Genomic DNA, 17774 nt, shown 5'->3' with positions numbered 1-17774 from the left:
GTTTCGCGCTGAACGTTTCGCGCGGAACGACGCCGGCGCGCGCCTATTTGCTGGCGAACAGATCGATCTGCGGTGGCTGCGTGGGCAGTCCCAGCATGCGCAGCGCGTGCACGGTCCACCCGTCACGATCGCCCGGATCGAGATGGTGTACCGCCACCCCGAACTCGGCGACGAGGTCGTCGATGATGTGATCGATCTCCTGCTGAAAGGTCGGGCTCACCGCGCGCTTGCCGTCGAATGTGGGCGCGCCGAGGACCGGGACCTTGAAGAGCGCCTGATACCCACGGACCCACTCGCGCACGAGTGGCTCGAGCTCCGGGCGCCGGCCGACCTTGGCCACGAGATAGGCGTAGTTGTCGAGCACGGACCGATCGCAGACGACCACCTCGTAGAGTGCGCTCGCCTCGATCTCCTCGGCGATCTGCGTGTGGAGAATCCACGCCTGCGCATCGAGGGTGGTGTCCTCGTTGATGGGCAGCGGGCAGCGCCGCGCCACCTCCTTCACAATGTCCACGCCAAGATCAAGGCGCTTGAGCTGGGCGGCCAGGTCGAAGCAGAGCGTCGTCTTGCCCACGCCGTGCGTCCCGACAAAGGCGAGCTTGAGCCGGCGGCGGCCGAGGGGATCGAGCGGAAGCAGCAGAGAAGCGGTCACCCCGCAAATATGGGAGGTCACCCCCGAGCGGGGCGACCTCCCATCGCGTGGTGTTACCGCGTGCCCTTCGTGGTGTCAGTCGTCTCCTCGTCATCATCGGCGAGGTCCTGACGCAGCTTGCCGATGCCGCTCTTCATTTTGCCGCGCAGTTCCTCACCCTTGCCGCGCAGCTGTTCATCGGTCTCCCCCGACAGCCCTCCCAGCGCCTGCCGTGCACGGCCCTTCACCTGATCCACCATCCCATCGAGACGCTGCTTGGCGCCGCGCGCGCGTTCGTCGTTGTTGGACATCCGATCCTCCGGTGCGATAGCCTTGAGATTCCGCGGTCCCTCCGGTGCGGAGGCGGGGTTGGTCGGCCCCGTCCTGCCCTGCGGGCGGGCAGGAATCGGGCCGCGCCCAGGCCGGGAGGCGCCGTCGCGCACCAATGGCCAGATTGCAGGGCATGAAGGCCGCCATTTTGCGCACGATGGGGCTCCCCCGCCCCTACGCCGATTCTCAGCCGTTGCACGTCGAGGAGGTGATGCTCGCCGCGCCCGGCCCCCACGACGTGCGGGTTCGCGTCGCGGCCGCGGGGCTGTGTCACTCCGACCTGAGTGTGATCGAGGGGAATCGGCCGCGACCGCTGCCGATGGTGCTCGGGCATGAGGCCGCCGGCGAGGTCGTCGAAGTGGGGCGCGAGGTCACCGATATCCGTGTCGGTGATCACGTCGTGTTCGCCTTTGTCCCGCAATGCGGGCACTGCCTCCCGTGCATGACCGGGCGGCCGGCGTTGTGTGAGCCGGGGGCGGCGGCCAACGCGGCCGGCGTGCTGCTCGATGGTGCGACCCGGCTCTCCGATATGCGCGACGAACCGCTGCATCATCATCTGGGTGTGTCGGGCTTTGCGCAGTATGTGGTGGCGTCGCGGCGCAGTGTGGTCCGCATCGATCGCACGCTGCCGTTTTCCGTGGCGGCCCTGTTCGGATGCGCCGTGCTCACCGGCGTGGGCGCCATCGCGAACACGGCGCAGGTCCGCCTCGGTGAACGCGTGCTGATCACCGGGCTGGGCGGCATCGGGTTTTCGGCGTTGTTGGGGGCGCTGGCCGCCGGTGCCAGTCAGGTCATCGTGGCCGATGTGCACGACGAGAAGCTCGAGCAGGCCAGGGCGCTCGGCGCGCATCTCACGGTGAACTCGAGTGTGCCGCAGGCGGCCGAGCAGGTGCGCGATCTCACCCATGGCGGCGCCGATGTCGCGCTGGAGTGTGCCGGCGTGGTGGAGGCGTTGGCATTCACCTACGCCGCAACGCGTCGTGGCGGGCGCACGATCACCGTCGGCCTGCCACATGCGTCCAAGCGGATGGATCTCGCGCCGGTACAGCTGGTCGCCGAGGAGCGGTCGTTGCACGGATCGTATCTGGGCGGGTGTGTGCCCATGCGGGACATTCCGGCGTACATCGCGCTCTACCAGACCGGCCGGCTCCCGGTCGATCGGCTGCTCACGCATACGATGCCACTGCACGAGATCAACGTGGGCTTTGACCGCATGGCGCGGGGCGAGGCCATTCGCCAGGTCGTGTTGCCCTGATCGCTGCCGCGCTTACTGACGAGAGATTCCGGATGGCATTTCCGACGGATACGACGTACATCGCCGGCGCCTGGGTTGCCGCGAGTGATGGGGCCACCTTTGCCGTGCACAGCCCGGCCACGGGTGAACTGCTGGCGCATGTTCCCGACTGCGGGGTCGCCGATACCGAACGCGCGATTGCGGCCGCCCACGCGGCGTGGCCGGCGTGGCGCGATCAGACCGCCAACGAGCGGGCCGCGGTACTCCGCCGCTGGTTCACGCTCATCATGACGCATCGCGACGCGCTCGCGCAGCTCATGTCGCGCGAGTCGGGCAAGGTGATCAGCGAGAGCCTCGGCGAAGTGACCTACGGCGCCAACTTCGTGGAGTGGTTCGCCGAAGAGGCGAAGCGCATGTACGGCGACGTGATTCCGGCGCACACGCGCGATCGCCGCTTGGTGGTGTTGCGGCAATCCGTGGGAGTGTCGGCGGCGATCACGCCGTGGAACTTCCCGCTGGCCATGATCACCCGCAAAGTGGCGCCGGCGCTGGCGGCCGGTTGCCCGGTCGTCATCAAGCCGCCCGCCGAAACGCCGCTCACCGCGCTCGCCCTGGCGCAGCTGGCCGAAGAGGCCGGGTTCCCGCCGGGAGTGTACAGCACGGTGACGACCACGCGCGCGAGTGAGGTGGGGCAGGCGCTCTGCGCGAGCCCGCTGGTGCGGAAGCTGTCGTTCACGGGCTCCACGGCGGTGGGGAAGCTGCTGATGGCGCAGTGCGCGCCGACGCTCACCAAGCTGTCGCTTGAACTGGGTGGCAACGCACCGTTTCTGGTGTTCGACGATGCGGACCTCGACGCGGCGGTGCAGGGGGCGCTGCTGGCGAAGTACCGGCACAACGGGCAGACGTGCGTGTGCGTGAATCGCCTCTACGTGCAGGACGGTGTGTACGACGCCTTCGTCGAGCGCTTTACGCGCGCGGTGGAGGGGCTGCGTACCGGCGATGTGCTGGATCCGGCGGTGCAGGTGGGACCGCTCATTTCGGACCGGGCGGTGGCCAAGGTGGAAGCGTTCGTGGCCGATGCCCTCGGCCAGGGGGCCACGGTCGCGACCGGCGGGCGCCGCCTGACGGGGCGCTACTATGCGCCCACCGTGCTCGCCAATGCGACGGCGTCGATGCGGGTGGCGCAGGAGGAGATCTTTGGCCCGGTGGCCCCCGTGTTTCGGTTTACGACCGAAGCCGAGGCGATCGCGCTCGCCAATGCCACGACGTACGGGCTTGCCGCATATTTCTACAGCCGGGATGTCGGTCGCTGCTGGCGGGTCGCCGAGGCGCTGGAATACGGCATGGTCGGGATCAACGAAGGGTTGATCTCCACTGAGCTGGCGCCCTTCGGGGGCGTCAAGGAGTCGGGGATGGGGCGCGAGGGGTCCAAGTACGGCCTCGAGGCCTATACCGAGCTCAAGTACCTCTGCTACGGCGGCATCTGAGTGGTGTTGGACGGTCCGGTTCCTCTGCAGCTCGACGCGACCACGCGTCGCTTGTCCCTCGACCCCCGCGATCCGCGGTTCTACCGCGATCCGTACGGGGCGTATGCGCGCATCCTGGCCGAGTGCCCGGTGGTGTTCTGGGAGGAGATCGGCTGCTGGTGCTTCTTTGGCGATCGCGACGTCAACGCCATTCTCCGCGACCGGCGTTTTGGCCGGGAGGTGCTGCACGTCGCCTCGCGTGAAGAGCTGGGGTGGCTGGAGCCGCCCGCGCACACGCGCGACTTCGATGCCGTGGATGCCAACTCGATGCTCGAGCGCGAAGCGCCGTTCCATACCCGCATGCGCCGGCTCGTCAGCAAGGCCTTCGTGCCCCGCCGCGTGGAGGCGCTCAAGCCTGCGATCGCGGCGCTCGCCAATGAGCTCGTCGATGCGTTCCCGAGCGGCCCATTCGACCTCATCGAGGCGTTTGCGGCGCCCATTCCCGCGCGGATGATCGCACGCATCATGGGTGTCCCCGAGTCCGCCGTGCCGCAGCTGGTGGCGTGGTCGCATCGCATGATCACCATGTATGGCGTGGCGCGCACGCACGACACGGAAGTCGATGCGAACGCGGCCGCGGCCGATTTCGCGGCGTTCATGCGCGATACGATTGCGGCGCGCCGTGACACGCCGGCCGACGACATGCTCACCATCCTCATCGAGGCCGAGGCGCTTGAGCTGATGAGTGAGCCGGAGATCGTCTCCACCGCCATTCTACTGCTCAACGCGGGGCACGAAGCGTCGGTGCATGCGCTCGGCAACGCCATTCGGCTGTTGCTGGAGCGCACCACCGATCCGGCGCAGTATCTGGCCGACGACTGGAGCGCCGGCCAGCTGGTGGAGGAGGCGCTGCGATACGCGCCACCCCTGCACCTCTTCAAGCGCTACGTGCTGGAAGATCTCGAGATGGGCGGTGTGTCGTTTACGAAAGGGGACCAGGTCGCGCTGATCTATGGGGCTACGGGGCGCGATCCGAAGGCCAACGCCAACCCCGATCAGTTCGACCCGGTGCGCATGCGGGCGACGCATACGAGCTTTGGCGCCGGGGTGCATTTTTGCGTGGGGGCGCCCCTCGCGCGCCTCGAACTGGCGACGGCACTGCGCGTGCTCTTTGCGCGCTGCCCGCAGCTGCGGCTGGTCGAGCCGCCGGTGGTGAAGGACAGCTGGCACTTCCACGGCCTCGACCAGCTGATCGTCGAACACACCCCGTCTTCCTGATTCAACCCCCTCCGCTCATGGCCTCGCTGCTCCATCGCCTCTCGATCACCTCGGCGCTGGTAGGTGCCGTTCTGCCTACGCTGGTCGGTGCGCAGGACCGTTCGCAGTCGCGCTCGATGGTCCAGTCCACGCTGGGCATCGTGGCCAGCGAAAGCGTCCTCGCCTCGCAGGTTGGTGCCCGCATTCTCGAGATGGGCGGTAATGCGATTGACGCGGCCATCGCCACCAACGCCATGATGGGGCTCGTGGCCCCCATGAACGACGGTATCGGCGGCGATCTCTTCGCCATCGTGTACGAGGCCAAGACCGGCAAGCTGTACGGCCTCAACGCCTCCGGGTGGGCGCCGAAGGGGCTCACGGCCGACTATCTGCGCGCCAAGGGGCTCACCGAGATGCCGGGGCGCGGTATCAACACCGTGACCGTGCCCGGTGCCGTGAAGGGATGGGGCGCGTTGCACGACAAGTTCGGCAAGCTGCCGCTGTCGCAGGTGCTGGCGCCGGTCATTCAGCACGCCGAGCAGGGCTTCCCGGTGGGCGAAGTCGTGAGCGTCTACTGGAAGGACAGCGAGAAGATCCTCGCCGAGGATGCGCTGACCGCGAAGACGTTCCTCCCCAATGGTCGCGCGCCGCAGGTGGGCGAGATCTTCCGCAATCCCGAGCTGGCGTGGAGCTACCGGCAGATCGCGGCGCAGGGCGCCAAGGCGTTCTATACCGGGCCCATCGCGCAGAAGCTGCTCGCCAGCGCGAAGCGCTACGGCGGCACGATGAACGCGGCGGACCTGGCCGATTACGACGTGGAGTGGGTGGAGCCGATCAGCACGACGTATCGCGGCTGGACGGTGTACGAACTCCCGCCCAATGGGCAGGGGATCGCGGCACTCGAGATGCTCAACATCATGGAGTCGTTCCCCATGAGCACGCTCGGCCACAACTCGGTGGCGAGCCTGCATCGCATGATCGAGGCGAAGAAGCTCGCCTATGCCGACATGCAGCGATACGACGCCGATCCGCGCTTTGCCAAGGTGCCGGTGGAGGCGATGCGCTCCAAGTCGTACGCCGCGGCGCGCGCGAAGCTCATTGCGCTCGACAAGGCCACCTGCACGGTGCCCGCCGGGAAGCCGAACGGCACCGATAACGGCACGACGTATCTGAGCGTGGTGGACAAGGAGGGGAACATCATCTCCTTCATCCAGAGCAACTACAGCACGGTGGGCTTCGGCGCCGGTCTCATCGCCGATGGGACGGGCTTTGTGTGGCACAACCGTGGTGGCGGCTTCACGCTCGACGCCACGAGCCCGAACGTGCTCGAGGGGCGCAAGCGGCCGCTGCACACGATCATTCCGGCCTTCATGGAGAAGGGCGATCTCAAGATTGCCTTCGGCATCATGGGCGGCTGGAATCAGGCGCAGGCGCATGCCCAGTTCGTGTCGAACATCGTGGACCACGGCATGAACATTCAGGGCGCGCTCGACGCGCCGCGGTTCTCCAAGGAGACGTTCCCGGGGTGCGACGTGAACTTCGAATCGCGCATTCCCAAGGCGGTCCGGGACTCGCTGACCGCCATGGGGCACCAGATCGTCATGCGGGGGGACTTCTCGAGCACCCGGATGGGGTCGGGGCAGGCCGTCCAGCGGAACCTGGCCACGAAGCTCAATGCCGGGGCGTCCGACCCCCGGAAAGACGGGGCGGCGATCGCCGAGCTGCCGGCCGCGCCCCGGGCGGGTGGGGCACCGGCGCGTCCGGCCCAACGGTCCCGGACCGGGGGCGGTAGATGAGATGCGAGCCCGTCGTCCGCGTGCCGGGCCCGTTCAGAGCAGATTTGTGAGGAGGCGGATGATCGTGGTGGCGGTCGCGCTTGGGTGAGCCTCAGGAAGGGTCCGCCCTCGACGATGAGTTGGCCCGACGCCGGGAAGCGGCGCTCGTGGCTCGCGCGGCCGGAGGCGAGATGGAGGCGTTCGATGCCCTCATCACGCCGCTGCTGCCGCGTGCCGCCTCACTCGCTCGTCGCCTGATGGATCACGCGGAAGATGCCGAAGATCTCGTGCAGGATGCCTGTCTGCGCGCGCTCGAACGCATCGATCAGCACGATCAGCAGCGCGCGTTTGCACCGTGGTTCTTCCGGATTCTCGTGAACCTCGGGCTCAACGCGCAGCGGGTGCGGAAGGTGCGAAGGACCGACGAGCTCACGGACTTCGAGGCGTCGGACGGGGCCACCCCCGATGTGGAAGTGGAGCAGCGCGAAACACGGCGGCGGTTTTCCGCCGCCGTGGCCGAGCTGCCGCCCCGCCAGCGCCAGATCGTGATGTGGCATGAAGTGGATGGTTGGACCGCCCCGCAGATCGCCGAGGCCCTGTCGCTGTCACAGGCCACCGTGCGTTGGCATCTGCACGAAGCACGACGCACCCTGCGGCGCGCTTTGGGCGTGCTGCGGGATTCAGAACCGGACGCGGCCAGGGAGGCCGGCGCCACATGACTCAACGGACCGAAGACGATCTCACCCCCGATCCCCGCCTGCGCGATGCGCTGCTGGCGGTCGATCGCGCCCCGACGCTCGACGTCGCGGCGCTGCGCACGCGCATCCTCGCGGCCGCGGCGCCGCAACTGGCTGCGCGGCGCCAGCCGCCATCGTGGTGGGATGTGACCAGTCGGGCCGGTCGCTTCCTGATCCCGGCCAGCCTGGCCGCCGCCGCGTTGGCGCTCCTGCTGCTTCGTCAGGCCCCCGCCGTGGGCGGCGCCACGGAAGTGCTCGCGTCGCAGACGGCCAGCTCGATCGCCATCGAGACGCCGGATGATGTGGAGGCGATGAGCCGGACCTCCACCGAACAGCTCATGCCGAGCGACGCCGAAAGCTGGCTGCTGGGAGAGCAGGGCCGATGATCGGTCAGTCGCAGCGTACCGCGATGCTGGTGATCGGGGCCGCCCTCGTGGCAGGCCTCGTGGGCGGCGCTGCGGTCGATCGCTACGTCCTGCTCCCGCGTCGCATCGAGGCGTTCCGCCAGCAGCGGAACAATCGGCCGTCGCCGGAAGAGATGCGGAAGCGCTTCTCCGAGCGCATGACCAAGGACCTCGGCCTGTCCGACGCCCAGCGGTTGCGTATGGACAGCATTTACGCGCGGCAGTTCTTCGTGATGGATTCCATCACCAAGGCCATGCGCCCGGTCTACGACTCGGTCTGGAAAATCTCGCGCGCCGAGGTGGACTCGCTGCTGAGCCCCGAGCAGCGCACGAAGCTCGCCGAGCTGCGGAAGCAGCGGCGCGGTCGCGGAGGGCCTGGTGGCCCCGGTGGCCCGGGCGGCCCCGGTGGGCCGGGTGGGCGTGGGATGCGCGGCGGAGATTCGTCGGCGCGCTAGTTTTGGGCGCATGCCCACCATTCGCGCTGCTGTTGTGCAGGATGCGCCGGTCGCCTTCGACCTGGCCGCCACGCTGGACAAGGTCCGCACGCTGACCGCCGAGGCGGCGTCGCAGGGCGCCCAGATTGTGGTCTTCCCCGAAGCCTTTGTCTCGGCGTATCCCAAAGGGATCACCTTCGGGGCGCACGTGGGGAGCCGTACGCCGGACGGGCGCGAGTGGTACCGCCGGTACTGGGCGAGCAGCCTCGATCTGGCGAGCGCCGAGTGCAGCGTGTTGGCCGATATCGCCCGGACACACGCGATCGAGCTGGTCATCGGTGTGATCGAACGCGATGGCGGCACGCTCTACTGCACGGTGCTCTTCTTTGCCCCCGACGGCACGCTGCGCGGCAAACACCGCAAGCTGATGCCGACCGCGATGGAGCGCCTCGTGTGGGGCTTCGGCGACGGCTCCACGCTGCCGGTGTTCGATACCGCCGTGGGCAAGGTGGGCGCGGTGATCTGCTGGGAGAACTACATGCCGCTGCTGCGCACGGCGATGTATGGCCAGCAGGTGCAGCTCTACTGCGCGCCCACGGTGGACGATCGCGATGTGTGGCATGCGACGATGCGCCATATCGCGGTGGAAGGGCGCTGCTTTGTGCTCAATGCGTGCCAGTATGCCGTGCGCGGCGACTATCCGGCCGACTATGTGCCGATGCAGGGCGAGGCGCCGGACACGGTCCTGATCCGCGGCGGCAGCTGCATCGTATCACCGTTCGGTGAGGTGCTGGCCGGGCCGGTGTATGGATCGCATTCGCTGCTGATGGCCGACCTCGATCTCGACGAGATCGCGCGTGGCAAGTATGACCTGGATGTCGTGGGGCACTACGCGCGGCCGGATGTGTTCCGGCTCTCGGTCGATGTCGGAGCGAAGCCGCCGGTGTCGTACTGTGAGCAGGGATCGCTGAACTGACCTCACCAGGCATCCCGGGCATCCGAGGCATCCCAGACTAGCGGAATAAACGGGCGAAGTTCTTCCGCTGTTCTGGGATGCCTGGGATGTCTGGGATGCCTGGTGAGGGCAGTTCAAGTCATCCAGTCGCGATAGCGACCCGTCCGCAGTCACTCAAAACTCGAAGTTGAGCCCGATCGACGGCAGCAGCCCTATGCCGGCCTCGCGCTCCACGATACGCAGGCGTGGGTTCCAGCTCGGTGGGGCGTCGTTCTGGCGGTTGGTGACGTTCTGCAGATCCACGAACGCAATGAGCTGACGGCCGCGGATGAGGAGACGGCGGTCGATGCGGACGTCGGCGGCGAAGAAGGTGCCGAGGCGCTGCGTGTTGTACTGCGAGAAGTCGAGCGTGCCCGCGAGCGCGCCGCTGGTGCGGAACGGCGTGTAAGGTAGGCCGCTGCTGCCGCGCAGGCGCGTGGCGAGCTCCCAGCGTGCGTTGGGGCGCCAACCAACGACCGCGTTCGCGAGCACCGGCGTGTCGAACGCCCCCCGCGTGGGGATGCCGTTGAGGGCGGTGAAGCGCGTGCGGTTGAGTGACACACTCGCCTGGCCGTACCACGGGGTGGCGCCGAGCTTCTTCTGCGCGAACAGCTCCACGCCGTACGCCGTGCCGGTGCCCGTCGAGGCAAGCGGTTCGAGACCGAAGGGAATGTCGGTCGTGGCGTCGTCAAAGCCACTGGGGCTGAGCACGGCCTGCGGGCGATAGCGCCGTACCGGATAGTCCCCGTAGCGCTTGCCGTACGCTTCCAGCTGCACCTTGAGCTCTGGCGTCACGAGACGCGCGAGGCTGGCGACCACCTGATCGGCGCGGAACGGCGTGAGGCGCTGTCCGTTGCCGGCGTCTCCCACAAGCCAGATGAAGCTCGGAGCCTGCCAGTAGCGACCGGCGGACAGACTGGCGGTCGTCGTGGCATCGAGCTGCCACGTGGCACTCCCACGGGGCGCGAAGCGCACCGCGTTCTGCAGAAACCCGTACCAGTCGCCACGGGCGCCACCCGTCAGGCGCAGGCGGGGATGGACCTGCCACGCGAGCTGCGCATACGTGCCGTTGCGCGCCGCGCGGAACGTGGTATCGACCTGCAGCGCTTGCGGGGCGCCCGCCGCGTCTCGGCGGACGAACCCGGCGAGCGTGGCATCGTAGCGGAGCGCGCGCGCGACCTTGAACACGGTGCCGGTTTCGAGCGCCAGCGTGGGGCCGAGGGTGCGCGTCAGATCGGTGCGCAGGCTGGTCTCCCCTTCGCGTGAGCGACTTTCGAACACCGGATTGAGCAGCGTGTCACGCTGCGCGCTCTCGTAGCGGGTGAAGGTGCGACCAAGGGTGGTGGTCAGCAGGCCGGCGTCGAGGCGTCGCTTCCAGGTGAGGCCGCTGAAGTACTGCGTCTGCGTGGGGGCCAGCACCTGCGCGTTGCTCACGCGGGCGGTGTCGGTCTCGTTGTTGAAGGTGATGGTCCCACGGGCGCCGATGGTGAGAACGCTGAACGCATCGCGCGAGGAGGGGCGCCACGTGGCCTTGATCGTGGCATCGGTGTACTGCGGCACGAAGCTCAGCCCGATCGCCTTGAAGAGCAGGTCGAGGTAGCTCTGGCGGACATTCGCGAAGAACGACCCGCGCGATCCGAGTGGCCCTTCCAGCACCGCGCCGACCTGCGTGGCGGCCACGTTCACCTCGCCCGCGAGGCGCTCGCGATTGCCTTCACGCAGCATAATCGTGGTCGCGCTCGAGGTGCGATCGCCATACCGCACGCCAAAGCCGCCGGCCGACAGCGCCGCCTCTTCGACAAAGCGGATGTTGATGAGCGAGATCGGCCCACCGGTGGAGCCCTGGGAGCCGAAGTGATTGATGTTCGGCACCTCGATGTTATCCACCACGAACAGATTCTCGAACGGCGCGCCGCCGCGCACGATGAGATCATTGCGGCCGGCGCTGGTGACGCCAACGCCCGGGGCGATCGACACCGCGCGCAACACGTCTTCCTGGGCGCCCGGCTGGCGCCGCACTTCCTCGGCGTCATACCGCTGGGTGGAGACCGGTGTCGCCGCCGCGGGCACGGTGGGGAAGGCCGTGGGGCGCACGGTGACCGTCGCCAGGCGCACATCCACCGGACGCAGACTGATCGTGACTTCGGCGGGTTTGCCCGGCGAGACGACCACATCGCCACGGGTGACGGCTTCGTAGCCTACACGGCGCACATCGAGCTGTACGATGCCGACCGGTACGCCGCGCACTGTGAAGCGACCGAGCGAGTCGGTCTGCGTGGCAAGCTCCGGCGACCGCGTGGCGGAGAGCACGCGCACCGACGCGCCCACGATGGGCGCCTCGGTGGCAATGGTCACGACGCGGCCGGTAATGACACCGGTCGCGGGCGTGGATTGGGCACGTGTCGCCGACCATGGCGCCAGCACACCCAGCAGGGCTACAAGAGAAAAGCGGGACATGGGGGGAAACGCCCCATGCCCCGCTTTTGCTCCCGCGTGCGCGGTGATTACATCGCCGGCGCCATCAGATCCTGCAGCGCCTTCTTGAGCAGGTCCGCCTTCTTGCTGTCACAGCCCTTGGCCGCATCGGCCGCTGCGATCGCCGCGTTGAGCGCCGTGTTGCGCGCCGCGCCGCTTGCCTTCTCCGCGGCCGCGATCTGCGTGCGCAGCGTGCTCACCTGGCACGACTTGCGCTCGAGCTGGTCCGTGTAGGCCTTGGCCAGCGGGAAGCTGGGCGGCCAGGAGATCTTCGGCTGCCCCTGGGCGTTCAGCTGGTCCCACTTCACCGTCTTGGCCGCGTCGATCTCGTTCTGCGTGAGATACTGGCTCGGCGTGAGCTCGGCGATGTCCATGCCGCGCGCGATTTCAGAGCTGATGATATGGCCGTTGTACCAGTACACCGACCACGAGCCGCCCATCTGCATGCGCGTGCCGTCCACCGGGCCACGGTCGAAGCTCGCAATTTCGAACGGCTTCGTGGGATCGGTCCAGTCGAACACCGTGATGCCACCCTGATAGAAGGCCTGCACCATCACGTCACGCCCCGGGATCGGAATCAGGGAACCGTTGTGCGCGACGCAGTTTTCCTTGTCCGTCTGGTAGGTCGGAATCTTGTAGTAGCTGTGGAACTTGAGCTTCTTGTTCTCGATCGAGAAGATTGCGTCAGCACCCCAGTTGAGCTGGTCGGTGTTGCGGCACTTCGGTGCGCCGCCGCCGCCCCACTCGTCGGAGAAGAGGATCTTGGTGCCGTCGTTGTTGAACGTGGCCGAGTGCCAGTAGGCGAAGTTGGAGTCAGCCGCGGCGTCAAGGCGCACCGGATTCACCGGATTGCTGATGTCGAGCAGCAGGCCGTGCCCTTCGCAGGCGCCGCCGGCCAGGCCGAGCGCCGGGTAGACGGTGATGTCGTGGCACTGCGAGCCTTCGCTGATGGCGTTGCCCTTGGGCGCCGAAAGGCCCTGCGCCTCGAGCAGCTTGGCGACCGCCGCGTTCACCACCGGGCGAGCGGCCGCGGTGTCGGCCGCGTTGGGCGTCGTGGCGCCACGCTTCTTCATGATGCTGTCGATGACCGGCTTCACGAGCTGGTCGGGGAGCACGATCTCTTCGTTCATGACCGGGATCATGTACGTGAACGCGCCCGCCTTCTTCTTGGCATCCATCTCCGCCTTCTCGGCGGCGGTGGCGCCATGGCTCTTCGGGTTGGTCAGGCCGGCAAAGATGTTGGCGCGACCGACGACTGCCGCGGCCGCCGGATTGGCGAGCGGCACCTTGATGATCTCGATGCGGAGGCGCGACGAATTCGCCGAATCCGATGACGCCGCGGAGCAGACATCGAGCTCACCCTTCGGGCGAATGGCTGAGGAGCCGGAGACGTAGATGTAGATGTTCTCCTTGTCCTTCGGATCTTCGAGTACCGTGTGCGTGTGCGAGCCGCGGCACGTCTGCACGTTGGCGAGGAGCTTGGGCTCCTTGATGTTCGAGATGTCGAAAATGCGCACGCCGCGCATGCGCTCCTTGCTGACGGCTTCCTTCACGCCACCCGGCTTGCAGTCGATGCGGCCATTGTTCGCCTCGGCCGACATGAACATCAGGTTCTTGTACACCGAGACGTCGTTCTGCGAGGCGGGGCACTCGTAGGCTACGACAAGCTGCGGGCTCGACGGGTTGGAGATGTCCCACACCACCGGGCCGTTGTAGTTGCCCTGAATGACGTACTTGCCGGTGAAGGCGAGGTCGGAGTTGGTGATCCCGAGGAAGCCATTGGGCGACTTGGCTTCGGCGACCAGCTTCATGTTCGAGAGCGCCTTTTCGGCGTCGAACAGGCCGGCCTTCAGGTTGTTGCGCGGGTCGGCGGCGGGATTGACCGCGGGGGTCGGGGCCGTCTTGGGCGACTGCTTGGGCGCACAGGCGGCGAGCGCGGCCAGCGCCGACGCGACGGCGGCCGCGCGAAGGGCAGAGTGGGTCATGTGAAGAGGAAGGACGTGGGACAGATGGGTCGTGCTCATCCTACGCCCGGAACGATAGCGCGTTTCAGCCGTGTGATCGACGGCTTCTTGGGGCGGACTACTGGCCGCGCGGCTTTCTCAGCGCTGAAACGAGCTCGGCTTTTCAGGCGCGTCGGCGGAGGGGGCCGTCGCGCGCCAGATCCGATCGGGGGGCACCGGCAGGTGAATGGTGAGCGACTGGTCCGTGCAGTGCAGCGCGCCGGATTGTGACTCCAGCAGGGCGCGTGCGAGGAGCAGCTGTAGCGTGTGGTCGGCCTGCGCCGGCAGACCCGGCACCACCGTGATCGTAACTCCATCGGCCGACTCAACCGCCTCGATGCGCCATTCCCCAGCAGGTTGCAATCCGGCGGCGAGCTCGGTGAACACCAGGCTCAGCGCCTCCTGGGCCGCCAGCCGATCGACCAGCACCGGGGGCAACGTGTCCGGCAGCTCCAGCACGAGCGAGATGCCGTCGTCACTGGTGGAACCGCGCAGCATGGCGAGCACCGGATCGAGCAGCGCGCGCACGGGCACCGACTCACGCGTCGCCGCGCGACGTCGTGCGGGCATGCTCACCAGTCGCGCGAAGCGCCGCAACGCCCGGTCGGCGTCATCCGCCGCCGTGCGCGCCGCACTCACCAACTCCTCTTGATTCTCGTTCAGATCACCGAACGGACTGGTTTGCAGGATGTGCAGCGCGAGCCGCGCCTCTTCGAGTCGGGTGGCCACCGTGGTCGCCACCTGCTCGAGCACGGCATCATGTCGCCGGCGATCGGCATCCGCCTGCCGCACCGCAGCGGCCGCGGTATCGCGGAGCCGCGCCTGATCGCTCGCCAGCATGCGCACCGACTCCCGGACGCGCGCGAGCTCTTCGAACTCGTCGGCGGCATCGCGCAGCACCACGTTGAGCCCCAGCGCGCGGAACTCCGCCGCGAGCGCGCCGACGCGCGTGGACACAAAGCGGGTCGATCGCCACGAGAGCGCCGCCGAGCCGATGGTGGCGACCAGGGCGAGCGCCACCACCACTTCGGGGGCCTGTCGCCCTCGGTCCCCCCAGTAGGCGAGGGCAGCCAGCACCGCCAACCCCACAATCGCCGGCAGGATGGCCAGGTTGAGCCGCGTGGCGACCTTCATGTCGGGGCATCCTCGCGCGCTCCCGCACCGGTGGTGTCCAGCGATTCCGTCACCACGAGGACGTCGAGCCCGAAGGTGTTGCGGGTCAGTGCATCGACCACCGATCCGCGCCGCCATCGGTGCCACCAGCGGCGACGGCTCTGCCCCACCAGCAGCAGGGAGACCCCTTTCTCGCGCGCAAAGCGTGCGAGTGCCTCGGCGATGTCCTCGCCGCTCAGCTTCACGAACTCCGCCCCCATGCGTTCGGCGAGCTGGATATTGTCCACCAGCTGGCGCTGGCGTGTGGCATTGATGCGGTCCGCGCGTTCGGCGGCGGTCTGCACGTAGACGCAGTACCAGTCCGTATTCAGTCGCCCGGCGATGCGACTGGCTTTGCGCAAGAGCGCCGCCGTCTTGGTGGGATGGCTGGCCATCGCCACCATGATGCGGTCGGCCGCGCGCGTGGCGTGGGCCGGACGTCCCGTTTCCCGGCGTACGATCTCTTCACGCTCGCGATCCACCGAGCTGGCGACTTCGCGCAGCGCCAGCTCGCGCAGCGTCGTGAGGTTCTCTTCGGTGAAGAAATGTTCGAGGGCGGTGGGGACCTTTTCCGGGGCGTAGACCTTGCCGTCGATGAGGCGCTGGCGCAACTCGTCGGCCGGCAGGTCGATGCTCACGACCTGATCCGCGCGCGCGAGCATCCAGTCGGGCACGGTCTCGCGCACCGACACCCCGAGTGTCTGCTCGACCACGCGACTCAGCGACTCCACGTGCTGCACGTTCACGGCGCTGATCACACTCACGCCGGCGTCGAGCAGGGCGAGGACATCCTCCCATCGCTTGGTGTTCGTGACACCGGGCACGTTCGAGTGCGCCAGCTCATCCACGAGGGCGACCTGCGGGCGTCGCGCGATCACGCCTTCGAGATCGAGCTCGTGCAAGGTGACGCCGCGATAGGTGATGGCGCGCAGTGGCACCTGCTCCAGATCGCCCAGCTGCGCGGCCGTGTCGCGGCGTCCGTGCGTTTCGATGGCGGCGATGACCACGTCCACGCCGCGGCGCCGCAGATCATGGCCCTCCTGCAGCATGCGGAAGGTCTTCCCGACGCCGGCCGCGGACCCGACATACACCTTGAGCCGCCCACGGGCGGGTCTCGGCACGAGCGCGAGCAGTTCACGCTCGTGCCCGAGGTCAGGACGGGGCTTCGGCGCCGACATCGCGAGTCAGAAGGTCAGCGCCAGGCTGCTGACGCCAACGGCGTTGGTCCGCACGCGCGCGCTCACGCCACTGGGAAACACGGGATCACGGGCGCTGAGCTGTCGCCACTCCGTCCGCCAGACGGCGCGTGCGTGCAGCCGCACATCGACATTCGCGGAACCACCGGTCAAGCGGATCCCGGCCGGGCCGCCGGTGTTCACGATGACCTGCGCTGGATCGCTGTACCCCTCGACACGTGCACCGAGTCCGACCCGGCTGCTCAGCTCTCGGCGGAGGAGTACGGCGTAGCCGCGCCAGGCATCGGCGCCGGTACCCACCGAGCGGGGTTGCCGGCCATAGTCGAAGGTCGCCGCGAGCGAGGTACGGGGATCGATCGTGACCTTGACGATCCCTTCGTGAAACTGCCGGAGCCGCCCGGGCAGCGAGTCGGGCTGTTCGTTGCCCAGGAAGGTGTCGTAGGTGAGGGTCACGCGAGCGTGGGGCGTCCAATCGGCGCGGAAGGCGACCGCCTTGCTCTGATTCGTTTCGCTGATGTTCTGCCACCCGTTGATGACATGCCCCTGCAGTTGCAGTGACGGGCGCGCCTGCCAGGTCAGCCGCACCCCGCTTTCGTAGTAGGGGCAGTTGTCGGCGATCAGCGACCGCGTGTAGACCGGATTGCCGCGGCTGATCCAGTTCTCCGCCCCAAAGGGCGCGAAGAAGACGCCGGCATCGACCCACACGGTGGGGTGGAGCTGATAGCCCACGTAGGCTTCCTGGATGAACCGGCTCACGTCGGGGCCACTGTTGTTCCCGACGCGCGGTTCGGCGGCGTAGTTCGCCTGCACCGACGTCCCGAACTGGGCGGCGAATCGGCCGCGTACCCGCGGGCCGCTCAGCGTGGCATCGAGGTAGGCGAGGTTGATGTTGAACTCGCTGTGACGCGCCGCCGCCGTGGTGAAGGCGCGGTCGAGGGAACGCGGCCGGTGCGTATCCCACGCGACGTAGCCATCAACAAAGCCGCTGACCTTCACCGAGACGGCGGTATCGGCCGGAACCGTGTCGCGGGCCAGCGTGCGGGTGGTGTCGGCGACACTGGTGAGAATGCAGAGCCAGAGGGCGATCATGGACGTCCCACGCCAAACGCGCTGTCGAGAGCCAGGTTGACCGCGAGCACGTTCACGCGAGGCTCACCGAGCACGCCGAACTGCCGCGGAGTGATATGCGCCGTGATCAGGGCTTTCACGGTTTCCAATGGTACGCGGCGGGCGGTCGCCACGCGCGCCGCCTGCAGCTGGGCGCTGGCCGGCGAGAGGTCGGGGTCGAGCCCCGACGCCGACGCGGTCACGAGATCGGCCGGGACTCGGCCTCGCGTCGCGCCGTCGGCGACCGCGCTGTCCACCCGCGCCGCGATCTGCGCGGCCAGCGTGCTGTCGGTCGGCCCCTTGTTGCTGCCGCTGGACGCGGAGGCGTCGTACCCGCCGCCGGCCGCCGACGGACGCGGATGCAGGTACCCGGCGCCACGGAACGCCTGCCCGATGAGGGCACTGCCCACGCGACGGCCGTTGCGCACCACGAGCGATCCGTTGGCCTGCGCCGGGAAGAGGGTCTGCGCGAGGAGCGTCACGAGCCCCGGGTAGAGCAGGCCAGTAAGCACGGTGAGCACCAGCGTGAGGACCAGCGCCGGGCGCAGGTGAGGGTTGAGGCGAAGTGAGAGGGACATG

Annotated in this window: 16 protein-coding genes; 8 read left to right on the top strand and 8 right to left on the bottom strand. The window is 68.0% G+C overall.

The window, feature by feature from the left end; genetic code table 11:
* Window positions 1-43: 43 nt before the first annotated feature.
* The gene (locus K2R93_11180; protein ID MBY0490394.1) at window positions 44-652 is read right to left on the bottom strand and encodes an ATP-binding protein; all 609 of its coding nucleotides are present in this window, start codon (window positions 650-652) and stop codon (window positions 44-46) included.
* 53 nt (window positions 653-705) lie between these two features.
* Window positions 706-942: a hypothetical protein gene (locus tag K2R93_11175; GenBank protein MBY0490393.1), complete on the bottom strand. Its 237-nt coding sequence runs from the start codon at window positions 940-942 to the stop codon at window positions 706-708.
* A 152-nt stretch (window positions 943-1094) separates the two neighbouring features.
* On the opposite strand from K2R93_11175, the gene K2R93_11170 reads away from it, so the two are divergent.
* From K2R93_11170 to K2R93_11135, 8 genes are all read left to right on the top strand, one after another.
* Complete coding sequence (locus K2R93_11170; protein MBY0490392.1) at window positions 1095-2216, top strand: zinc-dependent alcohol dehydrogenase family protein; 1122 nt, start codon at window positions 1095-1097, stop codon at window positions 2214-2216.
* Window positions 2217-2248: 32 nt separating this feature from the next.
* Window positions 2249-3682 carry an NAD-dependent succinate-semialdehyde dehydrogenase gene (locus K2R93_11165; protein MBY0490391.1) on the top strand — a complete coding sequence of 478 codons (1434 nt, stop codon included), beginning with the start codon at window positions 2249-2251 and terminating at the stop codon, window positions 3680-3682.
* 51 nt (window positions 3683-3733) lie between these two features.
* Window positions 3734-4939, top strand: a complete 1206-nt coding sequence (locus K2R93_11160) for a cytochrome P450 (GenBank protein MBY0490390.1) — start codon at window positions 3734-3736, stop codon at window positions 4937-4939.
* 17 nt (window positions 4940-4956) lie between these two features.
* Complete coding sequence (gene ggt / locus K2R93_11155; GenBank protein ID MBY0490389.1) at window positions 4957-6714, top strand: gamma-glutamyltransferase; 1758 nt, start codon at window positions 4957-4959, stop codon at window positions 6712-6714.
* Between the two features lie 80 nt (window positions 6715-6794).
* Entirely contained in the window at window positions 6795-7412 is a 618-nt protein-coding gene (locus K2R93_11150) for an RNA polymerase sigma factor (GenBank protein ID MBY0490388.1), read from the top strand.
* Window positions 7409-7816: a hypothetical protein gene (locus K2R93_11145; GenBank protein ID MBY0490387.1), complete on the top strand. Its 408-nt coding sequence runs from the start codon at window positions 7409-7411 to the stop codon at window positions 7814-7816. Before K2R93_11150 ends, K2R93_11145 begins: the two co-directional genes overlap by 4 nt.
* A complete protein-coding gene (locus K2R93_11140) occupies window positions 7813-8289 on the top strand; it encodes a hypothetical protein (protein ID MBY0490386.1) in 477 nt (158 codons plus the stop codon). The genes K2R93_11145 and K2R93_11140 overlap by 4 nt, the downstream gene beginning before the upstream one ends.
* Before the next feature lie 10 nt (window positions 8290-8299).
* Window positions 8300-9244 carry a carbon-nitrogen hydrolase family protein gene (locus tag K2R93_11135; GenBank protein MBY0490385.1) on the top strand — a complete coding sequence of 315 codons (945 nt, stop codon included), beginning with the start codon at window positions 8300-8302 and terminating at the stop codon, window positions 9242-9244.
* A 153-nt stretch (window positions 9245-9397) separates the two neighbouring features.
* Here K2R93_11135 and K2R93_11130 read toward each other — a convergent pair whose 3' ends face one another.
* The 6 genes from K2R93_11130 to kdpC form a co-directional block, all read right to left on the bottom strand.
* Window positions 9398-11719 (bottom strand): TonB-dependent receptor, encoded by a 2322-nt coding sequence (locus tag K2R93_11130; protein ID MBY0490384.1) that lies wholly within the window; start codon window positions 11717-11719, stop codon window positions 9398-9400.
* Between the two features lie 47 nt (window positions 11720-11766).
* Window positions 11767-13761 (bottom strand): hypothetical protein, encoded by a 1995-nt coding sequence (locus K2R93_11125; GenBank protein ID MBY0490383.1) that lies wholly within the window; start codon window positions 13759-13761, stop codon window positions 11767-11769.
* A 78-nt stretch (window positions 13762-13839) separates the two neighbouring features.
* The gene (locus K2R93_11120; protein MBY0490382.1) at window positions 13840-14874 is read right to left on the bottom strand and encodes a hypothetical protein; all 1035 of its coding nucleotides are present in this window, start codon (window positions 14872-14874) and stop codon (window positions 13840-13842) included.
* Window positions 14871-16070 carry a universal stress protein gene (locus K2R93_11115; GenBank protein ID MBY0490381.1) on the bottom strand — a complete coding sequence of 400 codons (1200 nt, stop codon included), beginning with the start codon at window positions 16068-16070 and terminating at the stop codon, window positions 14871-14873. Before K2R93_11115 ends, K2R93_11120 begins: the two co-directional genes overlap by 4 nt.
* 6 nt (window positions 16071-16076) lie before the next feature.
* Window positions 16077-17177 (bottom strand): porin, encoded by a 1101-nt coding sequence (locus K2R93_11110; GenBank protein MBY0490380.1) that lies wholly within the window; start codon window positions 17175-17177, stop codon window positions 16077-16079.
* The gene (gene kdpC, locus K2R93_11105) at window positions 17174-17773 is read right to left on the bottom strand and encodes a potassium-transporting ATPase subunit KdpC (protein ID MBY0490379.1); all 600 of its coding nucleotides are present in this window, start codon (window positions 17771-17773) and stop codon (window positions 17174-17176) included. The genes K2R93_11110 and kdpC overlap by 4 nt, the downstream gene beginning before the upstream one ends.
* Window position 17774 lies beyond the last annotated feature (1 nt).

This window comes from Gemmatimonadaceae bacterium (genome assembly GCA_019752115.1).
Taxonomy (GTDB): domain Bacteria; phylum Gemmatimonadota; class Gemmatimonadetes; order Gemmatimonadales; family Gemmatimonadaceae; genus Gemmatimonas.
Note: the sequence above shows the minus strand (reverse complement) of the source record. Positions and strands in the feature narration are given on the sequence as shown.

What these genes read in the sequence shown, in the direction of transcription:
- K2R93_11145 (MBY0490387.1), top strand. Translation starts at nt 7,409, where the DNA reads ATGACTCAACGGACCGAAGACGATCTCACCCCCGATCCCCGCCTGCGC.
- K2R93_11175 (MBY0490393.1), bottom strand. Translation starts at nt 942, where the DNA reads ATGTCCAACAACGACGAACGCGCGCGCGGCGCCAAGCAGCGTCTCGAT.
- K2R93_11130 (MBY0490384.1), bottom strand. Translation starts at nt 11,719, where the DNA reads ATGTCCCGCTTTTCTCTTGTAGCCCTGCTGGGTGTGCTGGCGCCATGG.
- K2R93_11115 (MBY0490381.1), bottom strand. Translation starts at nt 16,070, where the DNA reads ATGTCGGCGCCGAAGCCCCGTCCTGACCTCGGGCACGAGCGTGAACTG.
- K2R93_11125 (MBY0490383.1), bottom strand. Translation starts at nt 13,761, where the DNA reads ATGAGCACGACCCATCTGTCCCACGTCCTTCCTCTTCACATGACCCAC.
- K2R93_11170 (MBY0490392.1), top strand. Translation starts at nt 1,095, where the DNA reads ATGAAGGCCGCCATTTTGCGCACGATGGGGCTCCCCCGCCCCTACGCC.
- K2R93_11165 (MBY0490391.1), top strand. Translation starts at nt 2,249, where the DNA reads ATGGCATTTCCGACGGATACGACGTACATCGCCGGCGCCTGGGTTGCC.
- K2R93_11110 (MBY0490380.1), bottom strand. Translation starts at nt 17,177, where the DNA reads ATGATCGCCCTCTGGCTCTGCATTCTCACCAGTGTCGCCGACACCACC.
- K2R93_11140 (MBY0490386.1), top strand. Translation starts at nt 7,813, where the DNA reads ATGATCGGTCAGTCGCAGCGTACCGCGATGCTGGTGATCGGGGCCGCC.
- K2R93_11120 (MBY0490382.1), bottom strand. Translation starts at nt 14,874, where the DNA reads ATGAAGGTCGCCACGCGGCTCAACCTGGCCATCCTGCCGGCGATTGTG.
- kdpC (MBY0490379.1), bottom strand. Translation starts at nt 17,773, where the DNA reads ATGTCCCTCTCACTTCGCCTCAACCCTCACCTGCGCCCGGCGCTGGTC.
- K2R93_11135 (MBY0490385.1), top strand. Translation starts at nt 8,300, where the DNA reads ATGCCCACCATTCGCGCTGCTGTTGTGCAGGATGCGCCGGTCGCCTTC.
- ggt (MBY0490389.1), top strand. Translation starts at nt 4,957, where the DNA reads ATGGCCTCGCTGCTCCATCGCCTCTCGATCACCTCGGCGCTGGTAGGT.